Source organism: Saccharopolyspora sp. ID03-671, assembly GCF_045278815.1.
Taxonomy (GTDB): Bacteria; Actinomycetota; Actinomycetes; order Mycobacteriales; family Pseudonocardiaceae; genus Saccharopolyspora; species Saccharopolyspora ipomoeae.
In genome coordinates, this window is sequence record NZ_CP134054.1 from 4,732,138 (window position 1) to 4,753,492 (window position 21,355).

Here is a 21,355-nt window from a genome sequence, read left to right on the forward strand (position 1 = left end):
GGCCCCCGGCGCGGCGGCTTCGCCGGAAGTGGTAGAAAGGAGTTGTCGCCGACGGTCCGCTAGCGCGAGTCGCTGGAGGGAATCACGCGGACCGGTCCCGGAAATGGGATCGCGACCGCGTCCGGGGTCTTCGCTCGCGGAAATGTCGACGGCTTGATCTGCGAGGGCGGTACACGCCCGCAGGGGGTTGTTGCACCCGAACTACGGGGCGTCTACCCTCAAGGTCAATCAGTCACCGCGCCTAGGGCCGGTGCCGTGCCCGGAACATCGTTTTCCGGGGCGCATCTCCCGCAGTGAATTGGACTTCGCCCGGCATGGGTGAAGATCAACTTCAGGCGGGTCTGGCGACCGCGGTGACCGAGGCAGGAGTTGTCAACTCAAAGTGAGTTCGCTTCGGGATCATCGGCGCCAATCCGTTGCCGATGTCGGGGTGGGGGCCTTAAGTTCCACGGTGTGGCCTCTCAAGGTGACCATGACGCCGACCCGGAACCCGAAGTTTCCCGGTTCACCACCGGGGCAATCCGAGAGTCGGGGATTCCTGGAATGAGGCGGCAGGACGTGCATCGGCACGTGTGGATCGGAGTGGATGCGTCGCACATGGACCACGCGAGCCGGGTGCCTCCCACTGCCCGGTGCTGCTGGTTCCCCGAGCCAACGTCGAAGTCGGTAATGCTGCGTCCGAGGGGCGAATCCGACCGGCGACAGGGCTGGTAGCACATACCGGCCGTCCGCACTCAAACGAGCGGGCGGGCAATCCGCTGGGTCGCGTAGGAGGCGCGATCCGGTCAGGAAGGACATTCGTGAGCAACACCGAACTGTTGAGCAGCGAGGCCGCCAACGGCACCTCATCTGCTGGCCAGCAGGATGCCGAGGCCAACGGCACTCCGCGGCGACGCGGCGGGCTTTCCGGCATGGTTCTTGCCGAGCTGCGCCAACTCGCGGGGGAACTGGGGATCGAGACCGGCGGCCTTCGCAAGGGCGACCTGATCGCCGCGATCAAGGAGAAGCAGGGGAGCGGCAGCACTGCGCCGCGCACCCGCTCGACCGCGAAGAAGGCGCAGGTGCGCAGCGAAGAATCCCCCGCCAAGGCCAGCCAGCAGACCCTCGACAGCACCACCAACGAGGGTGACAACGCTTCGCGCGACACCGCGGCGGAGTCGACCGGAGGCGGGTCGACCGCGAGCGGGTCGGCCGGGAACGGGTCGAACAACAACGGCTCCGCCGCCACGCGCACCCGCACCCGTCGGCAGTCCGGCGACAGCGGCGGCGAGGACGACAACCGCCGCGGCAACAACCGCCGTCGCCGTTCCAACGGGCGCAACAACGCGAGCACCGAGTCGGGCGGTGCCGAGGACCAGCGCGGCGGCGGCAACGCCGAGCGCAAGTCCGACAACAACCGCCAGGACCGAGGCGACAACCGGCAGGACCGGGACAACCGCCAGGATCGTCAGGACCGCGACAACCGGCAGGACGATGACGACGAGGGCCGCGGCAGGGGCCGGGGACGTCGCTTCCGCGACCGCCGCCGCAACCGCGGTCGCGGCGAGGGCGGCGAGCCGGAGGTCCGCGAGGACGACGTGCTGCTGCCCGTCGCCGGCATCCTCGACGTGCTGGAGAACTACGCGTTCGTGCGCACCTCCGGCTACCTCGCCGGACCCAACGACGTCTACGTCTCGCTGTCGCTGGTCCGCAAGTACGGGCTGCGCCGCGGCGACGCCATCAAGGGCGTCATCCGCCAGCCCCGCGAAGGCGAGCAGCAGCGCCAGAAGTTCAACCCGCTGGTGCGGGTGGACTCCATCAACGGCCTGGAGCCCGAAGCCGCCAAGAGCCGCTCCGAGTTCCACAAGCTGACGCCGCTGTACCCCAACGAGCGCCTGCGCTTGGAGACCGAGCCGCAGAACCTCACCGGCCGGATCATCGACCTGGTGATGCCCGTCGGCAAGGGGCAGCGCGCGCTCATCGTCTCGCCGCCCAAGGCCGGTAAGACGATGGTGCTGCAGGCGATCGCCAACGCGATCACCACGAACAACCCCGAGTGCCACCTGATGGTCGTCCTGGCCGACGAGCGTCCGGAAGAGGTCACCGACATGCAGCGCTCGGTCAAGGGTGAGGTCATCGCCTCCACCTTCGACCGCCCGCCGTCGGACCACACCACGGTCGCCGAGCTGTCCATCGAGCGCGCCAAGCGCCTGGTGGAGATGGGGCACGACGTCGTCGTGCTGCTGGACTCGATCACCCGGCTGGGCCGCGCCTACAACCTGGCGGCCCCGGCGTCCGGGCGCATCCTGTCCGGTGGTGTGGACTCCACCGCCCTGTACCCGCCGAAGCGGTTCCTGGGCGCGGCCCGCAACATCGAGAACGGCGGCTCGCTGACGATCTTCGCCACGGCGCTGGTCGAGACCGGTTCGACGATGGACACGGTCATCTTCGAGGAGTTCAAGGGCACCGGTAACGCGGAGCTCAAGCTGGACCGCAAGCTCGCCGACAAGCGGCTGTTCCCGGCGGTCGACGTCGACTCCTCCAGCACCCGCAAGGACGAGATCCTGCTCTCGCCCGACGAGCTGGCCGTGACCCACAAGCTGCGCCGGGTGCTCGCCGCCCTCGACGCGCAGCAGGCGCTGGAACTCCTGCAGGACCGGCTGCGCAAGTCGCGCACCAACATCGAGTTCCTGATGCAGGTCGCCAAGAACACCCCGGGCAAGGACGACGACTGACCCGTCCCTCCCGCAGAACAGGGCCCGCACCCGAGAGGCGCGGGCCCTTTTTGCGGTCCAGCGGTGACAGGAAGGTTCCCCTGCTCACTGCAGCGCGGGCGGGCGCAGCAGGAGAGCCCTTGGGCGGTTCCCCTCGGGCCGTGGTTGGCGAAGGTTCCCTTGCGCCGGTCAGCGGCGGTTCAGGAGGCGAGGCAGTCGGCCTCGTCGCGGGCGTGGTGGGCGCGAACCAGCAGCGCCGCGAGCAGCAGCGCGGCGATCGGACCGATGATCAGCGCTGCGCTCATCGGGAGCGTGAGCGCATCCATCGCGATCGCGCACACGAGCATCGCCAGCGGGTAGGCGACGCGCAGGCTCAAGCGCTGCCAGCGGAAGCTCCACTGCACGTGGCCGGCGCTGAACAGGGCCAGGCCACCCGCGAAGCCGAACAGCAGGGGAGCCGACAGCGACAGCTCGCCCGCCAGCGTCGGGTCGGACTGCAGCATCAGGTCGATGAGCGCCGCCACACCGGTGGCGCAGCCCAAGAAGAGCAGGGGGAGTGACACCCACGACCGGACCGTGAGTCTTCCCAGGGCAGCGCAGAACGACACGGGAAGATGATGAACGGTGTTCACGGAGTTCTGCATCCGGGGCACGACCCGGTCTCGCCGGACGGTTGTTCCGATGCGCCGGGCGGTCGCGCAGCTGCGACGAACGGCGCCGGGAATACTGCTCCGAACACCTGCGTTGCAGGTCGCGTGCCGTGGTCTGGCACAATCGAAGGCTGGTTCCGGTCCCGGTTCACCACGTCGCGATGTGCGCGTGGACCCGGCGGCCAAGTCGAGAGGAAAAGCCGTTGAAGAGTGGCATCCACCCCGAGTACGTGGTGACGCAGGTCAACTGCGGTTGTGGCAACAGCTTCACCACCCACAGCACCCGCAAGAGCGGTCAGATCACCGTTGAGGTCTGCTCGAACTGCCACCCGTTCTACACGGGCAAGCAGAAGATCCTGGACACCGGTGGTCGCGTGGCCCGCTTCGAGGCCCGGTACGGCAAGCGCAAGAAGTAGCTGCGCCGACGGCGCCCGCCCTCCGCTCCCACGCGCGAGGGCGGGCGCCGTCATTGCGTGAGGGCCGTCTCGACCGGGGCGGCCGCGCCGAGACCGACTTCAAGCCGTCAGGAAAAGGGTCGCCCCGTGGAGACATCGAAGCTCGAAGGTCTGCTGGCCGAGTACGACGATCTGGAGAAGCGGCTGGCCGACCCGAGCGTGCACGTCGACCAGGCGAACGCCCGCAAGCTCGGCCGCCGCTACGCCGAGCTCACCCCGATCATCCGCACCTCCCGCGAACTCGACGAGACGCGCTCCGACCTGGAGACCGCGCGCGAGCTCGCCACCGAGGACGAGGGCTTCGCCGAGGAGGCCGAGCGGCTCGCCGAGCGCGTCCCCGAGCTGGAGGACAAGCTCACCGAGCTGCTGCTGCCCCGCGACCCGCACGACGGCTCCGACGTGGTCCTCGAGGTCAAGTCCGGTGAGGGCGGCGAGGAATCCGCGCTGTTCGCGGGCGACCTGCTGCGCATGTACCTGCGGTTCGCCGAGCGCCAGGGCTGGCGGGCCGAGATCCTCGACTCCACCGAGTCCGACCTCGGCGGCTACAAGGACGCCACCGTCGCGCTCAAGGCCAAGTCCGGCGACAACAGCCCCGACGGCGTGTGGTCGAAGATGAAGTTCGAGGGCGGCGTGCACCGCGTGCAGCGCGTCCCGGTCACCGAGTCCCAGGGCCGCGTGCACACCTCCGCCGCCGGCGTCCTGGTCTACCCCGAGCCCGAAGAGATCGAGGTCGAGGTCGACGAGAAGGACCTGCGCATCGACGTCTACCGGTCGTCCGGGCCCGGTGGGCAGAGCGTGAACACCACCGACTCGGCCGTGCGCATCACCCACCTGCCGACCGGCATCGTGGTGTCCTGCCAGAACGAGAAGTCGCAGCTGCAGAACAAGCTGCGCGCCATCCAGGTGCTCAAGGCGCGCCTGCAGGCCGCAGCCGAGGAGGAGGCCGAGCGGGAGGCGTCGGAGACCCGCCGCAGCCAGGTCCGCACGGTCGACCGCTCCGAGCGCATCCGCACCTACAACTTCCCGGAGAACCGCATCTCCGATCACCGGGTCAACTACAAGGCGTACAACCTCGATCACGTTCTCGACGGCGACCTGGAAGCGGTGCTCGACGCGCTGCTGGCTGCGGATCGCAACGAGCGCCTCGCGCTCTAAGCTGACCGACGTGACCCGACAGCCCTTGCGCCTGGCCATCCTGGAGGCCGAGCGCACACTCACGGCGGCGGGCGTGGGGAGCCCGCGCACCGACGCCGAGCTGCTCGCCGCGCACCTGCTCGGCGTCGAGCGCACCAAGCTGATGATGGTGCCGCTGGTCGACCCGCCGGTCGTGCAGGCGCTGCAGGACCTGGTGCGCCGCCGTGCCGCGCGGGTCCCGCTGCAGCACCTGACCGGGCAGGCCTTCCTGGGAGAGGTGAACCTCGAAGTGGGGCCGGGCGTGTTCGTGCCCCGCCCGGAGACCGAGCTGCTCCTCGAATGGGGAGCGGGCGTCATCGAGGACATCGACAAGCCCGTGATCGTCGACCTGTGTACGGGATCGGGTGCGCTCGCGCTCGCCTTGGCGCACGCCCGGCCGGACGCCGCGGTGCACGCGGTCGAGAAGGACCCCACCGCGCTGTCGTGGGCCCGGCGCAACGCCGAGCGGCGAGCGGAGTCCGGCGACAGCCCGATCGCCCTGTACTCGGGCGATGTCACCGACCCGATGCTGTTCATGGAGCTCGAGGGCCTCGTCGACCTGGTCGTCTGCAACCCGCCGTACGTGCCGGACGGGACGCCGGTCCCGCCCGAGGTCCGCAACCACGACCCGCACGAGGCGGTCTTCGGCGGCCGCGACGGTCTCGACGTCGTCCGCCACGTGGTGGCGTGCGCGGCCCGCCTGCTCAAGCCGGGGGGCGGTGTGGCGATCGAGCACGACGACACCCACGGCGGCTCGGTGCCCGCTCTCCTGCGCGCCCGCAGGGTCCTCACCGACGTGCGGGAACACCCCGACCTCGCCGGTCGCCCCCGCTTCGCCACCGCCCGCCGCACCCAGCCGGAGTGACAGGGAGGTTCCCCTGCTCGCGCGGAGGAGGGGAACCTTTCGCGCACGGCCGGGCGTCGTGGCGGTGAAGCCCGCGAAGCGAGCGCCGGTGGTGCGCGAAAGGTTCCCTTGCTCAGGTCACGGGCTTGTCGTCGGTGCTCTTCGAGTCGGTCTTCTTCGGCTTCTCGGTTTCCTCAGGGGCGTCCGTCTCGTCGTCCGCGGTGGGAGTTTTCGCGTCGGTGCCGCTGGTGTCCGCGTCCGAATCGGTGTCGGCGTCGGAGGTCTCGCTGTCGCTGTCGTCGGCATCCGAGGTGTTGGTGGCGGCCGGTTCGGCGGCGGCCTTCTCGGACGACTCGGCTTCGTCGGTCGACCCGGTCTCCTGCTTCGGCTCCGTCTTCTCGGCCGTCTCGGGTTCCTGGGCCGTCTCGGCTTCTTCGGCCGTTGCTGCGTCCTGGGCCGTTTCGGAATCCGCCGGTGCGTCGTCTCCGTCCTTCGGCGTGGAGTCGAGCTTGATGAAGCGGGTCGGTGCGTCGGTGGTCGCCTTCCTGTCATCGCCGCTCTCGTCGGAGGGGGCAGCGGTGCTCTCCGACGCCTCGTCGGTCGTCTCGGTGGCCTCCGAGGTGTTCTCGGGCTTGTCGGGGGACTCCTCGGACCGCTCCTGCGACTTCACGTCCTCGGACGCGGACGTGCCGATCTTCATCATCTGGGTCTCGGCGTCGGCGCCGGGCCCGTCGTCCTGCGGAGTGGCGGGGACCTTCATGCGCTGCGTGGGGGCCTCTGCGGTCGCATCGCGCTGCGGGGCCGAGGCCGGCGGTGCCGCCGGGGGCGGGGCGTTGAGCGCGTTGACGAACTCGCGGAGCAGGGCGTTGAACTCCGTGGGGCGTTCCCGGTTGGGCCAGTGACCGGCCTGCTGCATGATCCGCAGCTGGGCGCCGGGGATCGCTCCGGCCACCGCCTGGGCGGAGGAGACCGGGACGAGGGCGTCCTTCTCGCCGTGGACGACCGTGACCGGGCAGGTGATCCGGTTGAGCTGCGGCAGGTGGTTGATGCTCATCGAGCGCCGGTTGATGGCGTCGGCGTGCCAGTCGGCGAACACCGAGCGGCGGACCCGGGCCTCGGCGCCGACCTCCTCGACGACGGCGTCCAGGTCGGGCACCGACGTCGAGTCGGCGAAGAACACCTTGTTCAGGGCGGTGCGCACCAGGGCGCGGTTGCCGCGCAGCAGCTTGGCGGCGACCCGGCCGGTCAGGTCGGTGCGCATCAGCAGGTAGGTCAGCAGGTGGTGCGGCATGCGGTGCTGCACGCCGGTGCTGTCGACGAGGGCGAGCGCGCGGACCCGCTGGGGGTGGCGCAGCGTGAAGCCGGTCGCGATGCTGCCGCCCATCGACAGGCCGACCAGGATCGCCTGCGGGACCTGCCAGGCGTCGAGCAGCCAGCGCAGGACCTCCTCGAAGGTGCGCTGGTTGCCGCGGCCGCGCCACTCGGTGCTGCCTCCCTGACCGGGCAGGTCGGGGGCGTAGACGCGGTGGTCGGGGGCGAGGGCGCCGATGGTGTGGCGCCAGCTGAGCAGGGCGTTGTCGGGGCCGCCTCCGTGCAGCAGGACGATCGGCGGTCCGTCGGTTCCCGCCTTGTAGTAGCGGACCTTGCCGGCCGGGAATTCGATCTGGTCGACCTCGACACCCTGGGGTGGGGCGGTCATCAGCGTTCTCCTCATTTCTGTGCTCGATCGGCGCCCGTGTCCGGCAGACGCGTGGGAGGCCGGGTTCGTTCCACGTCCACGGCCACACCCGAATTGATCTCGGGCCGATGCTCCGGCGTTACTAGTCAGGATGCCCCCGACGGTGATCTGGTGCACCACCCGCTGGTGTCTCGGCGTGGCGTGTCAGGATTCGTGGTGTGAGCACCGTTTTTGACTGCAGCAGTCAGGACAAGCGCAAGGCGGGACTGGCCGCCGCGGCGAACGCGGTCCGCGCAGGCGGGCTCGTCGTGCTGCCGACCGACACGGTCTACGGCATCGGCGCAGACGCCTTCGACGCCGAGGCCGTGCGGTCGCTGCTGGCGGCGAAGGGCAGGGGCCCGGACATGCCGGTGCCGGTCCTGGTCGGTTCCTGGTCCACGGTGGACGGCCTGGTCATGTCGGTCCCGGAGCAGGCGCGAGCGCTCATCGAGGCGTTCTGGCCGGGCGGGCTGTCGCTGGTGCTGCCGCAGGCACCGTCACTGAACTGGAACCTGGGCGAGACCCGGGGCACCGTGAACCTGCGGATGCCGCTGCACCCGGTCGCCCTCGACCTGCTGCGCGAGGTCGGCCCGATGGCCGTCTCCAGCGCCAACTTCACCGGTCAGCCGCCTGCCGGCAACGTCACCGAGGCCGAGGAGCAGCTCGGTGACCGGGTCCAGGTGTACCTCGACGGCGGGCCGTCGGGGGAGCCGGTGGCCTCGACCATCGTCGACCTGACCCAGGGCACGCCGCGGATCCTCCGCGACGGCGCTGTGAGCAGGGCGGAGCTGTCCGACGTGCTGGGCGTGGAGCTCGAAGCGGACCGGTGAACGGTCCCGGTGGCGCGATCGATAGCGTTAGGCCTGTAACAGTGCGGACCTGCCGTCCCGGTCGGGGCGGGCGGCGGTCTCGCCGCGCGGGTGCCAGGCGCCGCGGCGACGCCGGCGGGACCGCGATTCTCAAGCGACGAGGAGCGCCGGGTTTGATTACGCCGTTCTGGGGGCTGGACTTCGACCGCGCGCCGCAGCGCGGGTGAGCCACCGGCATGGACTACGCACCCTTCGCCCCGGTCGGACTGCCCGCTCGTGAGTACCTGCTGGTCCTGCTCACGGCGGCCGTCACGACCTTCCTGCTGACCGGTCTGGTCCGGTTGCTGGCCATCCGGGTGGGCGCGGTCGCCTACCCGCGGGTCCGGGACGTGCACGTCAAGCCGATGCCGCGGATGGGCGGCGTGGCGATGTACGGCGGCGTGCTGGCCGCGATCTTCCTGGCCGCGAACCTGCCCGCGCTGTCCCGCGGGTTCAGCTACTCCAGGGATTCCCTCGCCGTGCTCATCGCGGGCGGGTTGATCGTGCTGGTGGGCGCGCTCGACGACCGGTTCGAGCTGGACTCGCTGACCAAGCTCGCCGGTCAGGTCACCGCGGCCGGGATCCTGGTGCTCGGCGGCGTGCAGTGGTTCGTGTTCTGGGTGCCGTGGGGCGGTTCCGACGGGCACGTGGGTCAGCTGCTGGTGCTGGGCAGCAACCAGGGGCAGCTGCTGACGGTCCTGCTGGTCGTGGCGATGATCAACGCGATGAACTTCGTCGACGGCCTCGACGGGCTGGCCTCGGGCATCGGGCTGATCTCGGCTGCGGCGACGTTCGTGTTCTGCCTGAGCGTGCTGGACCGGCAGAACGGCGACGTCAACGCCTACCCGCCGGCGCTGATCGCGGCCGCCATCGCCGGTGCCTGCCTGGGCTTCCTGCCGCACAACTTCCAGCCCGCGAAGATCTTCATGGGCGACTCGGGGTCGATGCTGATCGGCCTGATGCTGGCCACCGCGAGCACCTCGGCGTCCGGCCGCATCATCTACACCGGTTCCGGGCCGGGCGACACGATCGCGCTGCTGTCGCCGCTGCTGGTGGTGGCGGCGGTGCTGTTCGTCCCGCTGCTGGACCTGATCATGGCGGTGGTGCGGCGGACGAAGGCGGGCAAGAGCCCCTTCCACGCCGACAAGATGCACCTGCACCACCGGCTGCTGGAGATCGGTCATTCGCAGCGCCGCGCGGTCCTGCTGATGTACCTGTGGGCGGCCGTGATCGCCTTCGGCGCGGTGTCGTTGACGCTGTTCAACACGTGGGTGGTCGGCTGGGTCGTGGGACTGGTCGTCCTGCTGGCCGCTATCATCTCGTTGATTCCGCGCATGCGAACCCGAGCCGATCGAGAGTCCTGATGAGCGAAGCATCCGAGCCCGCCACCGGCGAGCAGGCCGTGCAGGCCGAGCCGGTGAACCCGCACGCCGAGGTCGTGCGCAGGTTGGCCTCGGCGATGCTGCGCACCGCCGTGTGGCCGGGTGTGGCCACCGTGGTCGTCGGGGCGATCGTGGCGACGGTGCTGGTCGGTGTTCCCGGGCTGGTCGGGGCGCTGATCGGCGGGGTCGTGGCCTTCGGGTCCTCGCTGCTGACCATCTGGCTGATGCGGTTCTCCGGAGGTATGAACCCGCAGTTTGTGATGGTTGTCGCATTGGGTGGATACGTGGGCAAGATGCTGGTGCTGCTGGTGGTGATGACGCTGCTGGGAGGCGTTGACGCCATTCACCGGGAGTCGCTGGCGTTCACCATGCTGGCCACCGTGATGGTGTGGGCCGGTGCGGAGGTCGTGGCCTTCAAACGCACCAGGATCCCGACCATCATTCCGGGTAACTGAACCGTTCTCACGGCGTAATCCGGCCCTGCGGACGGGTGGAATCGCAGGGGTAGCCGACCAGCATGTCGGTTGGCTACGTACCCGCTGGTAAGGTCTGAACCGCAAGCCTTCCCTGCACAGCGGGTTGAAGGGCACCAGGAGGCCGGCCCTTGAGACACCACTAGGTGGGGTGGGCCCCTCCGCGTGCCGGATCGCGTATCAGGTACGTTAAGTGCAAAACGTGACGATTCCCCCGGAAGAGTGAAGTTCGGCCGGGAGAACCGGAAGGAGCCCAGTTGGGCGCGCTGATGCTGGCCGAAGGCGGAACATTCCAGCCGCCGGGCGCCGATAGCTTTTTCCTCCCGCCGATCGCCGGCGGAGTCACCAAGCCGATGGTTCTCGTCATCGCTTCGGCGATCATCGTGGGCGCCTACTTCCTGATCGCCACCCGAAACCTGAAGCTGGTTCCGGGCAAGGGTCAGTTCGTGGCCGAGTTCGCCTACGAGTTCAGCAGGAACAAGATCGCCCGCGAGCAGATCGGTGCCAAGGACTTCCGTCCTTTCGTGCCGCTGATCTTCGCGCTGTTCACGTTCGTCCTGGTGAACAACCTCTTCGGCATCATCCCGATCATCCAGTTCCCCACGATGTCCAAGATCGGTTTCCCGATCGCGCTGGCAGCCGTGGTGTACCTGGTGTTCCACGGGGTCGGATTCGCTCGGCACGGCTTCCTGGGCTACTTCAAGCACATCATGTTCCCGCCCGGGGTTCCGAAGCCGATCTACATCCTGCTGGCGCCGATCGAGTTCCTGCAGAAGTTCATCGCGCAGCCGGCCGCTCTGGCGGTCCGAGTTTTCGCCGCGATGTTCGCCGGGCACCTGATCCTGCTGGTGTTCACGCTCGGCGGTGAGTACCTGCTCCTCGAGGCGGGCGCGGCGTTCAAGCCCATCTCCGTGGTGGCGTTCGCCTTCGCTATCGCCCTGACCTTTGTCGAAGCCCTGATCCAGGTGCTTCAGGCCTACATCTTCGCCTTGCTGACCGCCAACTTCATCGGCGCGGCACTGGCCGAAGGCCACTGAGGGCCCGACACAAATAAAAACCGGGCGACGACAAAGACTTTCCGATCCGAAAAAGGACCTGTCGATCCGCCCAGATAAAGCGGACCGAGTGAAAGGTAGTGAAAGTGAGCAACATCGTTCTCGCGCAGGCCGCTGAGGCTGCGGGCAGCATCAACCCCGGTCTCGCCGCGATCGGCTACGGCCTCGGCGCCGTCGGCCCGGGCATCGGCGTCGGCCTGATCTGGGCCGCGGTCATCAACGGCACCGCCCGCCAGCCGGAGGCCCAGGGTCAGCTGCAGGGCATCGCCTGGATCTCCTTCGTTCTGGTCGAGGTGCTGGCGCTGATCGGTCTGGTCGTCTACTTCATCGCGTCGGCTGCCTGATCATCTGACGGCTCAACGCGTTGGGAGACGTTGTGGTGAAGACCCAGATGCTGCTGGCCGCTGAAGGCGAGCACAACCCGATCATCCCGGAGCCCGCGGAGATCGTGGTCGGTCTGATCGCGTTCCTGCTGCTGCTGTTCGTGCTCTGGAAGTTCGCGGTCCCGCGCTTCGAAAAGATCTACGCGGAGCGCAGCGAGCGGATCGAGGGCGGCATCGCGAAGGCCGAGGCCGCGCAGGCCGAGGCTCAGCGGACCCTCGAGCAGTACAAGTCGCAGCTGGCCGAGGCCCGCGCCGAGGCCGCACGCATTCGCGACGACGCCCGTGCCGAAGGGCAGCAGATCCTGGAGGAGATGCGCGCTCAGGCTCAGACCGAGTCGGACCGCATCGTCAGCCAGGGTCAGGCCCAGCTGACGCACCAGCGGGCGCAGATCGTCGCCGAGCTGCGTGCCGATCTGGGACGTCAGGCGGTCGACCTGGCCAGCCGGGTGGTCGGCGAGTCCCTGGAGGACGAGGCGCGTCGTCGCGGAACCGTGGACCGGTTCCTCGACGAGCTGGACGCGACCTCGGCCCCGGCCGAGTCGGCCAAGCCCTGAATCTAGTGAAAGGCGCTGAGAGTTGAGCACCCTCGTGAACGCCGCGAGCCGTGAGGCGATGGCAGCGAGCCAGCTGCAGTTGCTGCAGGCCACTGACGGGGCTCAGGCTGCGGAGATCACCGGGCTCGCCGACGAGCTGTTCGGCGTGGCCGCTCTGCTGGGCCGTGAGTCCACGCTGCGGCGGGCGCTCGCCGATGCCTCCACCGACGCGCAGTCCAGGGAGAACCTGGCCCGCGGGTTGCTGGAGACCAAGGTCGGCGCCCGGGCGCTTCCGGTGATCGTCGAAGCCGTCCGCGCCCGCTGGTCCAGCCCGAACGACCTCGTCGGCGGTCTGGAGCAGCTGGCCCGCACCGCGCTGCTGGTGCAGGCCGAGCGGGCAGGTCGTCTCGACGCCGTCGAGGACGAGCTGTTCCGCCTGGGCCGGATCATCGGCTCCGAGGTGGATCTGGAGCGCTTGCTGTCGGATCCCTCCGGGGACCCGGCGGCCAAGACCGCCGTGCTGGATCGGCTCATCGAGGGCAAGGTCGAACCGGTCACCCTCGAACTGGTCCGGCAGCTCGTGGCCCGGCCGCGCGGTCGGCGGGTCAGCGAGGGGCTGGAAGAGCTGGCCGAGCTGTCGGCGAAGCGCCGGGAACGCTCGGTGGCGCACATCCGATCCGCTTTCCCGCTCAGCGCGGAACAGCAGGACCGGTTGTCGCGCACCCTGCAGCGGATCTACGCCCGTCCGATCGCTCTGCACCTGGAGATCGATCCCGGTGTCGAGGGCGGGCTGCTGATCAAGGTCGGTGACGAGGTCATCGACGGCAGCGTGACGGGACGCCTGCAGACGCTGCGGCGCGACCTGGCCGACTGATGCCGACGCCGCGCCCCGGCTTGACCGAGCCGGGCGCGCGGCGCGCAACACCAACTCCCTTCCAAGAACTAACCGAGGGCAGGAACGAGACATGGCGGAGCTGACGATCTCGTCGGACGAGATCCGCAGTGCGATCGAGAATTACGTCTCCAGCTACTCCCCGGAGGTCAGCCGCGAGGAGGTCGGGGTCGTCACCGAGACCGGTGACGGCATCGCCCATGTCGAGGGCCTGCCTTCGGTCATGACCGAGGAGCTGCTGGAGTTCCCCGGCGGCATCTACGGTGTCGCGATGAACCTGGAGGCTCAGGAGATCGGTGCGGTCATCCTGGGTGAGTCCGACAAGATCGAGGAGGGCCAGGAGGTCAAGCGGACCGGCCAGGTCCTGTCGACCCCGGTCGGCGACAACTTCCTCGGCCGCGTCGTGAACCCCCTGGGTGAGGCCATCGACGGTCTCGGCGACATCGTCGCCGAGGAGCACCGCCCGCTGGAGCTGCAGGCCGCCACGGTCGTGCAGCGGCAGGGCGTCGGCGAGCCGATGCAGACCGGCATCAAGGCCATCGACTCGATGACCCCGGTCGGTCGCGGTCAGCGTCAGCTGATCATCGGTGACCGCAAGACGGGCAAGACCACGGTCGCCGTCGACACGATCATCAACCAGAAGCAGAACTGGGAGTCGGGCGACCCGGCCAAGCAGGTCCGCTGCATCTACGTCGCGATCGGCCAGAAGGGCTCCACGATCGCCGGTGTGAAGCGGTCCCTCGAGGAAGCCGGCGCGATGGACTACACCACCATCGTCGCCGCCCCCGCCTCGGACTCCCCGGGTCTGAAGTGGCTGGCCCCCTACACCGGTTCGGCCATCGGCCAGCACTGGATGTACCAGGGCAAGCACGTCCTGATCATCTTCGACGACCTCACCAAGCAGGCCGAGGCGTACCGAGCGATCTCGCTGCTGCTGCGTCGTCCGCCGGGCCGCGAGGCCTACCCGGGTGACGTCTTCTACCTGCACTCGCGTCTGCTGGAGCGCTGCGCGAAGCTGTCGGACGAGCTGGGCGCGGGTTCGATGACCGGTCTGCCGATCATCGAGACCAAGGCCAACGACGTGTCGGCCTACATCCCGACCAACGTCATCTCGATCACCGACGGCCAGTGCTTCCTGCAGTCGGACATGTTCAACGCCGGTCAGCGCCCCGCCATCGACGTCGGTATCTCGGTGTCGCGTGTCGGTGGTTCCGCGCAGATCAAGGCGATGAAGGGCGTCACCGGTTCGCTGCGTCTGGACCTGGCCCAGTACCGCGAGCTGGAGGCCTTCTCGGCCTTCGCCTCCGACCTGGACGCCGCTTCCAAGGCCCAGCTGGACCGCGGTGCCCGCCTGATGGAGGTCCTCAAGCAGGGCCAGGGCGAGCCGCTCCCGGTCGAGGAAGAGGTCCTGACGCTGTTCATCGCCACCAAGGGTCACCTCGACTCGGTGGCGGTCGGCGACGTGCGCCGCTTCGAGGCCGAGTTCCGCGCTCACATGCGTCGCTCGCACGAGACCACGCTCAAGGAGATCGTCGAGACCGGCAAGCTGTCGGCCGACGGCGAGAAGGTCATCGTCGACGCGGTGGAGGAGTTCAAGAAGAGCTTCACCGGTTCCGCCGGTTCGGCCGCCCCGAGCGGCCCGGACGCCGAGGCTCTGGCCGCCGACGAGGTCGGGCAGGAGACCGTGAAGGTCGCCAAGCCCGCCCCGAAGGAGTGACCAGATAAGCCATGGCCAACCTTCGGGAACTCCGGGATCGCATCCGGTCGGTGAAATCGACCCGGAAGATCACCAAGGCGCAGGAGCTGATCGCTACCTCGCGCATCACCAAGGCGCAGGCCAGGGTCGAGGCTTCGCGGCCGTACGCCGAGGAGATCACCAACGTCCTGTCCGCGCTGGCCGACGTGAGCACGCTGGACCACCCGCTGCTGACCGAGCGCTCGAACCCCAAGCGGGCCGGGGTGCTGGTCGTGACCAGTGACCGGGGTTTCTGCGGTGGGTACAACGCCAACGTCATCAAGGCGGCGGAAGAGCTGCAGGCCCTGCTCCGCGAGCAGGGCAAGCAGCCGGTGCTCTACGTCATCGGCCGCAAGGGCGAGTCGTACTACCGGTTCCGGCAGCGCGAGATCGAGGCCAGCTGGTCCGGTTTCAGCGACCGGCCCGAGTACGCCAACGCCTCCGAGGTCGGCGAGACCCTGGTCAAGGCGTTCCTGGCGGGCGCCGACGACTACCTCGACGACGGTGGTCCGGACGGTAAGCTGGGTGTGGACGAGCTCCACCTCGTCAGCACCGACTTCGTGTCGATGCTGACGCAGAAGCCGGCGGTCCGGCGGATCGCTCCGCTGGAGGTCGAGTACACCGACGAGCGCAAGCTCAAGCCCGTCTTCGAGTTCGAGCCGGACGCCGAGACGCTGTTCTCCGCCCTGCTGCCGAAGTACATCAAGACCCGCCTGTTCGCGGGTCTGCTGGATTCGGCGGCGTCGGAGCACGCGGCGCGGCGGACCGCGATGAAGTCGGCGACGGACAACGCGGACGAGTTGATCCGCAACCTCAGCCGCGAGGCCAACCAGGCCCGCCAGGCCCAGATCACCCAGGAAATCAGCGAGATCGTCGGCGGTGTCGAGGCGCTCTCGTCCGCAGGAAGTGAGTGACATGACTGCTGCTACTGCCACCAGCACTGGCACGGGCCGCGTCGTCCGGGTGCTCGGCCCGGTCGTGGACGTCGAGTTCCCGCGTGACCAGGTGCCGGACCTGAACAACGCCCTCACCGCCGAGATCACGGCGGAGGGCATGGCCAAGACCCTGACCCTCGAGGTCGCCCAGCACCTGGGTGACAGCGTGGTGCGCACGGTCTCCATGCAGCCCACCCAGGGCCTGGTCCGCGGCGTCAACGTCGTGGACAGCGGCGCCGCCATCTCCGTCCCGGTCGGCGACAAGGTCAAGGGCCACGTGTGGAACGCGCTGGGCCACTGCCTGGACGAGCCGGGCTACGGCTCGGACGCCGAGCGCTGGGCGATCCACCGCAAGGCGCCGGCCTTCGACCAGCTCGAGGGCAAGACCGAGGTGCTGGAGACCGGCATCAAGGTGATCGACCTGCTCACCCCGTACGTGCAGGGTGGCAAGATCGGTCTGTTCGGTGGTGCCGGTGTCGGCAAGACCGTTCTGATCCAGGAGATGATCCGCCGAGTCGCCAAGAACTTCGGTGGTACCTCCGTGTTCGCCGGTGTCGGCGAGCGCACCCGTGAGGGCAACGACCTCTGGGTGGAGATGGACGAGTCCGGCGTTCTCGCCGACACCGCCCTGGTGTTCGGTCAGATGGACGAGCCGCCGGGCACCCGTATGCGCGTGGCGCTGTCCGCTCTGACGATGGCGGAGTACTTCCGCGACGTGCAGAACCAGGACGTGCTGCTGTTCATCGACAACATCTTCCGGTTCACCCAGGCCGGCCAGGAGGTCTCGACCCTGCTGGGCCGCATGCCTTCGGCCGTGGGTTACCAGCCGACGCTGGCCGACGAGATGGGTGAGCTGCAGGAGCGCATCACCTCGACCCGGGGTCGTTCGATCACCTCCATGCAGGCGATCTACGTGCCGGCGGACGACTACACCGACCCGGCGCCGGCGACGACCTTCGCCCACCTGGACGCGACGACGGAGCTCTCCCGTCCGATCTCCCAGATGGGTATCTACCCGGCGGTCGACCCGCTGACCTCCAGCTCCACCATCCTCGACCCGTCGATCGTGGGTGACGAGCACTACCGCGTGGCCCAGGAGGTCAAGCGGATCCTGCAGAAGTACAAGGAGCTGCAGGACATCATCGCCATCCTCGGTATGGACGAGCTGTCCGAAGAGGACAAGGTGACGGTGCAGCGGGCGCGTCGCATCCAGCGCTACCTGTCGCAGAACTTCTTCGTCGCGAAGCAGTTCACCGGCCAGGAGGGCTCCTTCGTCCCGGTGAAGGAGACCATCGAGGCCTTCGACAAGCTGTGCAAGGGCGACTTCGACCACTACCCGGAGCAGGCGTTCCTGTCCATCGGTGGTCTCGACGACCTCGAGGCGTCGTACAAGAAGCTCACCGAGCAGTGATCGCCCGCCCCGCCGAGCGCGGCGGGGCGTGGTGAGACCGGCGAGCGGGGTCGGGACCCGGAGCGGTCCCGACCCCCTTTGCCACTAGGCACTTCCAGCCCGGCAGTCACGATCGCCCCGGTGGCGTTGGCTAGACTGCGGGCACACACCCGACAAAGGAGACGCGCGTGGCCAACATGTCCGTCCAACTGGTCGCCGTCGAGCGCCTGCTGTGGTCCGGGGAGGCGACCGCGGTGGTCGCGCAGACCACCGAGGGAGAGATCGGCATCCTGCCGGGTCACGAGCCGCTGCTCGGGCAGCTGGTGGAGGGTGGCGTCGTGCGCATCACCACCACCGACAAGGAGACCGTGACCGCTGCGGTGCACGGTGGCTTCCTCTCGGTGACCGGTGTCGGCGTGAGCGTGCTCGCCGAGTCCGCCGAGCTGGCCCAGGAGATCGACGTGGCCCAGGCCCGTCAGGACGCCAAGAGCGACGACGAGCTGGCCAGAACGCAGGCGTCCGCCCGATTGCGAGCAGCGGGCCAAGCGGACTGATCGGGCCAGCATGGGGTCGCCGGTCGTGGTGCTCGTCGCAGCGTTGACGCTGCTGGTGCTCGCTGCTGCGGTGGTGGGCCTGCTCGCGTGGCGACGAGTGCGCGAACTGCGGGTCGGAGGCATCGACGTGGCGCTGCGCGCCACCGATGGCAAGGGACGCGGCTGGCAGCTGGGTGTGGCGCACTACCGGGGCGAGGAGTTCGCCTGGTACCGCATCCTGAGCCTTCGCTCCGGCCCGAACTGGGTGATCAACCGGCGAACCGTGGACATCGCCCAGCGCCGCGAACCCTCGGTCGCCGAGGCGTACGCGATGCCGAGCGGCTCCACCGTCCTGGACCTCACGGGACCGGACCTGGAGCTGGCGATGAACAGCGACGCGCTGACCGGTTTCCTCTCCTGGCTCGAATCGGCACCACCGGGACGATCGGTGCCGTGGGCGTCGTAGCACGCCCGACGAACAACAGCGGGGCCCACCACGGGCCCCGCTTTTTCGTGTCCGGGGGTGGGAGCGTGGGAACCTTCGTGTCACTCCAGCCCGGATGAGGGGCGGGTACGTTGCCCTGATCGCGCCGGTGGTGACAGGAAGGTTCCCACGCTCGCAGCGACCCGCGCGCCGTCCTGCGGCGGGTTTCGCCGAGACTGGCGGGCGTGGCTGAGGACTTCGCGATCGCCCCGGAACCGTTCGACAGCGCCGACGCCCGGTGGGCGTTGGCCCAGTACGTCGCTGAGCTCGTGGCGCGCTTTCCGGATGGGTTCGATCCGGATAGGGGTGCGCGGCCCGTTGAGGACGCTTTCACGCCGCCGAAGGGCGTGTTCCTGCTGCTGCGCCGGGACGGGGCGGTGCTGGGCTGCGGCGGGGTGCGGACCGAGTCCGCGGGCATTGCGGAGATCAAGCGGATGTGGGTCTCGCCGGAGCTGCGCGGCAGGGGCGCCGGCCGCGCGCTGCTGAGCGCGCTGGAGGAGCAGGCGCGGCGGTTGGGTTTCTCCCGGGTGCGGCTGGACACGGCGGCCGAGCTGGGGGAGGCGCGGGCGATGTACGCGAAGGCCGGGTACGTCGAGATCCCCGCCTACAACGACAACCCGTACGCCGCGCACTGGTTCGAGAAGAGCCTTGGCTGACCTGGTCCGGAGCCGATTACGCTGCGGGTGTGCGCATCGAGATCGTCGACTACGACCACCCCCATTCACAGCGGTTGATCGAGGATCTGCAGCAGGAGTACGTCGTGCGCTACGGCGAAGCCGACATCACTCCCGTGGACCCGGCCGAGTTCTCCCCGCCCCAGGGGCTGTTCCTGCTCGGTTACCTCGGCGACGAGCCGGTCGCGTCCGGTGGTTGGCGGGCGCACGAGTCCGGCGAGGAGGACTTCCGCGACGGCGACGCCGAGCTCAAGCGGATGTACATCGTCCCTGATCAGCGCGGCAACGGATGGTCCAGGCGGATGCTCGCCGAACTGGAGTCCACCGCCGCGCTGGCCGGGCGCAAGCGCGTGGTGCTGGAGACCGGCACCGAGCAGCCCGAAGCCGTCGCGCTCTACACGTCGTCCGGGTACGAGCAGATCGACAACTTCGGCGTCTACCGCGACGATCCGCGGAGCCGCTGCTTCGCCAAGGACCTCTAGGCGTTGCCGCCCGGCCTCCACAGCACGTCGCCGTCCGGGTTGGCGACCCTGGCCAGGATGAACAGCAGGTCCGAGAGCCGGTTGAGGTACTTCGCGGGCAGGGGTGAGGTGCGCTCGGCGTCGGCGTCCTGCAAGGCCCAGGCGGAGCGCTCTGCGCGACGTGCCACGCAGCGCGCCTGGTGCAGCAGGGCGGCACCGGGGGTGCCGCCGGGCAGGATGAACGAGTCGAGCTTGCCGAGCCGCTCGTTGAACTCGTCGCACCAGCCCTCGAGCCGGTCGACGTAGGACTGGGTGACGCGCAGCGGCGGGTACTCGGGAGCCTCCACCACGGGAGTGGACAGGTCCGCGCCCACGTCGAACAGGTCGTTCTGCACGGCCCGCAGCACGGTCACGACGTCGTCGGCGAGCTCAGCGGTCGCCAGCGCCACTCCCAGCACCGAGTTCGTCTCGTCCACGTCGGCGTAGGCGACCAGGCGCGGATCGGTCTTGTGAACCTTCGAGTTGTCCGACAACCGCGTGGTGCCCGCATCCCCGGCCCGCGTGTAGATCTTCGTCAGGTGGACTGCCATGCCCCACACCCTAGGCGCGCCGGTGCCGGGTGGAGAGTGGCAGGAAGGTTCCCATCATCACGCGGGTGCGGGTGGGAGGTTCCCTTCCTCCCATCCGGTGGGCGGAAGGTTCCCTCACTCGCTCGTGACCCGCTCCGATGCGCGCCACGCCGGGGCCGTAACCTCGATGCTCGTGAGTGAGCACTTCCGGGTACGCGGCGGAGCCCGCCTCGTCGGCGCGGTGGACGTGGTCGGGGCGAAGAACAGCGTGCTGAAGCTGATGGCGGCGGCGCTGCTGGCCGAGGGCACGACGACGATCGTGAACTGTCCCGAGATCCTGGACGTTCCGCTGATGGCCGACGTGCTGCGCAGCCTCGGCTGCGAGGTGACCATCGACGGCGGCACGGTGCGCATCACCACGCCCGCCTCGATCAGCCACGAGGCCGTCTCGCCGTCGATGGGCAAGCTGCGCGCTTCGGTGTGCGTGCTGGGGCCGCTGGTGGCGCGCTGCCGCCGGGCGGTCGTCACGCTGCCGGGTGGCGACGCGATCGGCTCGCGGCCGCTGGACATGCATCAGAACGGGCTGCGCAAGCTGGGCGCGACCAGCCACATCGAGCACGGCGCCGTGGTCGCCGAGGCCGAGAACCTGCAGGGCGCGCAGATCTGGCTGGACTTCCCGAGCGTGGGCGCCACCGAGAACATCCTGATGGCCTCGGTGCTGGCGGAAGGCACCACGGTGATCGACAACGCGGCTCGCGAGCCGGAGATCGTCGACCTGTGCGTGATGCTGCAGCAGATGGGCGCCAAGATCGAGGGCGCGGGCACCTCCACGCTGACGGTGCACGGCGTGTCCTCGCTGCGCGCGGTGGAGCACCGCGTGATCGGCGACCGGATCGTCGGTGCGACCTGGGCGTTCGCAGCGGCGGCGACGCGCGGTGACATCACGGTCAACGGCGTCGACCCCCGGCACACCAACCTGATGCTGGAGAAGCTGCGCAGCGCGGGCGCGGAGGTGATCACCGACGAGGAGAGCTTCCGGGTGGTCATGCCGGAACGCCCGAAGGCCGTGGACTACGTGACGCTGCCCTACCCGGGTTTCCCGACGGACCTGCAGCCGATGGCGCTGGCCCTGTCGGCGGTGGCCGACGGCACGTCGATGATCACCGAGAACCTGTTCGAGTCCCGGTTCCGGTTCATCGAGGAACTGGTGCGGATGGGTGCCGACGCGCGCACCGATGGCCACCACGCCGTGGTGCGCGGACTGGATCGGTTGTCCAGCGCGCCGGTGTGGGCCACGGACATCCGCGCGGGCGTGGGCCTGGTGCTGGCCGGGTTGTGCGCCGACGGCGACACCGAGGTGTGGGATGTCTTCCACATCGACCGCGGGTACCCGAACTTCGTGGAGAACCTGCGCGCGCTGGGCGCCGACATCGAGCGCGTCGCCGACTGATTTCGCCTGTCCTGCGGCCGGTGCCC

At 69.1% G+C, this 21,355-nt stretch carries 22 protein-coding genes; 19 read left to right on the forward strand and 3 right to left on the reverse strand.

Annotated features, from left to right (window positions below; translation table 11 throughout):
- The first annotated feature begins 800 nt into the window (after positions 1 to 800).
- A complete protein-coding gene (gene rho, locus REH65_RS21900) occupies positions 801 to 2,714 on the forward strand; it encodes a transcription termination factor Rho (protein WP_406688896.1) in 1,914 nt (637 codons plus the stop codon).
- A 179-nt stretch (positions 2,715 to 2,893) separates the two neighbouring features.
- Here the strand turns inward: rho and REH65_RS21905 are convergent, their stop codons facing one another.
- Positions 2,894 to 3,256, reverse strand: a complete 363-nt coding sequence (locus REH65_RS21905) for a hypothetical protein (RefSeq protein ID WP_406688897.1) — start codon at positions 3,254 to 3,256, stop codon at positions 2,894 to 2,896.
- Between the two features lie 290 nt (positions 3,257 to 3,546).
- Between REH65_RS21905 and rpmE the strand changes: the two genes are divergently transcribed.
- The 3 genes from rpmE (at position 3,547) to prmC (ending at position 5,836) form a co-directional block, all read left to right on the forward strand.
- Positions 3,547 to 3,759 (forward strand): 50S ribosomal protein L31, encoded by a 213-nt coding sequence (gene rpmE, locus REH65_RS21910; RefSeq protein ID WP_093413636.1) that lies wholly within the window; start codon positions 3,547 to 3,549, stop codon positions 3,757 to 3,759.
- Between the two features lie 126 nt (positions 3,760 to 3,885).
- Positions 3,886 to 4,953: a peptide chain release factor 1 gene (prfA, locus tag REH65_RS21915; protein ID WP_406688898.1), complete on the forward strand. Its 1,068-nt coding sequence runs from the start codon at positions 3,886 to 3,888 to the stop codon at positions 4,951 to 4,953.
- A 10-nt stretch (positions 4,954 to 4,963) separates the two neighbouring features.
- Positions 4,964 to 5,836 (forward strand): peptide chain release factor N(5)-glutamine methyltransferase, encoded by an 873-nt coding sequence (gene prmC, locus REH65_RS21920; protein WP_406688899.1) that lies wholly within the window; start codon positions 4,964 to 4,966, stop codon positions 5,834 to 5,836.
- Positions 5,837 to 5,948: 112 nt separating this feature from the next.
- Here prmC and REH65_RS21925 read toward each other — a convergent pair whose 3' ends face one another.
- Positions 5,949 to 7,514, reverse strand: a complete 1,566-nt coding sequence (locus REH65_RS21925) for an alpha/beta fold hydrolase (RefSeq protein WP_406688900.1) — start codon at positions 7,512 to 7,514, stop codon at positions 5,949 to 5,951.
- A gap of 197 nt (positions 7,515 to 7,711) precedes the next feature.
- Between REH65_RS21925 and REH65_RS21930 the strand changes: the two genes are divergently transcribed.
- From REH65_RS21930 to REH65_RS21995, 14 genes are all read left to right on the forward strand, one after another.
- The gene (locus REH65_RS21930; protein WP_281455054.1) at positions 7,712 to 8,362 is read left to right on the forward strand and encodes an L-threonylcarbamoyladenylate synthase; all 651 of its coding nucleotides are present in this window, start codon (positions 7,712 to 7,714) and stop codon (positions 8,360 to 8,362) included.
- Between the two features lie 215 nt (positions 8,363 to 8,577).
- Entirely contained in the window at positions 8,578 to 9,744 is a 1,167-nt protein-coding gene (locus tag REH65_RS21935; RefSeq protein WP_281455053.1) for an MraY family glycosyltransferase, read from the forward strand.
- Complete coding sequence (locus REH65_RS21940) at positions 9,744 to 10,217, forward strand: hypothetical protein (protein ID WP_406688901.1); 474 nt, start codon at positions 9,744 to 9,746, stop codon at positions 10,215 to 10,217. Before REH65_RS21935 ends, REH65_RS21940 begins: the two co-directional genes overlap by 1 nt.
- 275 nt (positions 10,218 to 10,492) lie before the next feature.
- Positions 10,493 to 11,272, forward strand: a complete 780-nt coding sequence (gene atpB / locus REH65_RS21945; RefSeq protein WP_281455051.1) for a F0F1 ATP synthase subunit A — start codon at positions 10,493 to 10,495, stop codon at positions 11,270 to 11,272.
- A gap of 104 nt (positions 11,273 to 11,376) precedes the next feature.
- Positions 11,377 to 11,634, forward strand: coding sequence for an ATP F0F1 synthase subunit C (locus REH65_RS21950; protein WP_029534827.1), 258 nt, complete (start codon positions 11,377 to 11,379; stop codon positions 11,632 to 11,634).
- 35 nt (positions 11,635 to 11,669) lie between these two features.
- The gene (locus REH65_RS21955; RefSeq protein ID WP_093414614.1) at positions 11,670 to 12,227 is read left to right on the forward strand and encodes a F0F1 ATP synthase subunit B; all 558 of its coding nucleotides are present in this window, start codon (positions 11,670 to 11,672) and stop codon (positions 12,225 to 12,227) included.
- A gap of 22 nt (positions 12,228 to 12,249) precedes the next feature.
- Positions 12,250 to 13,080 carry a F0F1 ATP synthase subunit delta gene (locus tag REH65_RS21960; protein WP_281455050.1) on the forward strand — a complete coding sequence of 277 codons (831 nt, stop codon included), beginning with the start codon at positions 12,250 to 12,252 and terminating at the stop codon, positions 13,078 to 13,080.
- A 91-nt stretch (positions 13,081 to 13,171) separates the two neighbouring features.
- A complete protein-coding gene (gene atpA, locus REH65_RS21965; RefSeq protein ID WP_281455049.1) occupies positions 13,172 to 14,815 on the forward strand; it encodes a F0F1 ATP synthase subunit alpha in 1,644 nt (547 codons plus the stop codon).
- Between the two features lie 11 nt (positions 14,816 to 14,826).
- The gene (locus tag REH65_RS21970) at positions 14,827 to 15,747 is read left to right on the forward strand and encodes a F0F1 ATP synthase subunit gamma (RefSeq protein ID WP_281455048.1); all 921 of its coding nucleotides are present in this window, start codon (positions 14,827 to 14,829) and stop codon (positions 15,745 to 15,747) included.
- A gap of 1 nt (position 15,748) precedes the next feature.
- Positions 15,749 to 17,179, forward strand: coding sequence for a F0F1 ATP synthase subunit beta (gene atpD / locus REH65_RS21975; RefSeq protein ID WP_281455047.1), 1,431 nt, complete (start codon positions 15,749 to 15,751; stop codon positions 17,177 to 17,179).
- 167 nt (positions 17,180 to 17,346) lie between these two features.
- Positions 17,347 to 17,712: a F0F1 ATP synthase subunit epsilon gene (locus tag REH65_RS21980; RefSeq protein WP_406688902.1), complete on the forward strand. Its 366-nt coding sequence runs from the start codon at positions 17,347 to 17,349 to the stop codon at positions 17,710 to 17,712.
- A 10-nt stretch (positions 17,713 to 17,722) separates the two neighbouring features.
- The gene (locus REH65_RS21985; RefSeq protein ID WP_281455045.1) at positions 17,723 to 18,157 is read left to right on the forward strand and encodes a DUF2550 domain-containing protein; all 435 of its coding nucleotides are present in this window, start codon (positions 17,723 to 17,725) and stop codon (positions 18,155 to 18,157) included.
- A gap of 203 nt (positions 18,158 to 18,360) precedes the next feature.
- Positions 18,361 to 18,831 (forward strand): GNAT family N-acetyltransferase, encoded by a 471-nt coding sequence (locus REH65_RS21990; protein WP_406688903.1) that lies wholly within the window; start codon positions 18,361 to 18,363, stop codon positions 18,829 to 18,831.
- 29 nt (positions 18,832 to 18,860) lie between these two features.
- Positions 18,861 to 19,331, forward strand: coding sequence for a GNAT family N-acetyltransferase (locus tag REH65_RS21995; protein WP_406688904.1), 471 nt, complete (start codon positions 18,861 to 18,863; stop codon positions 19,329 to 19,331).
- Here REH65_RS21995 and REH65_RS22000 read toward each other — a convergent pair.
- Positions 19,328 to 19,900, reverse strand: a complete 573-nt coding sequence (locus REH65_RS22000; RefSeq protein WP_406688905.1) for a cob(I)yrinic acid a,c-diamide adenosyltransferase — start codon at positions 19,898 to 19,900, stop codon at positions 19,328 to 19,330. The genes REH65_RS21995 and REH65_RS22000 overlap by 4 nt on opposite strands.
- A 172-nt stretch (positions 19,901 to 20,072) precedes the next feature.
- Here REH65_RS22000 and murA point away from each other — a divergent pair, with 172 nt between their 5' ends.
- Positions 20,073 to 21,329, forward strand: a complete 1,257-nt coding sequence (gene murA / locus REH65_RS22005) for a UDP-N-acetylglucosamine 1-carboxyvinyltransferase (protein WP_281455041.1) — start codon at positions 20,073 to 20,075, stop codon at positions 21,327 to 21,329.
- Positions 21,330 to 21,355: the final 26 nt, after the last annotated feature.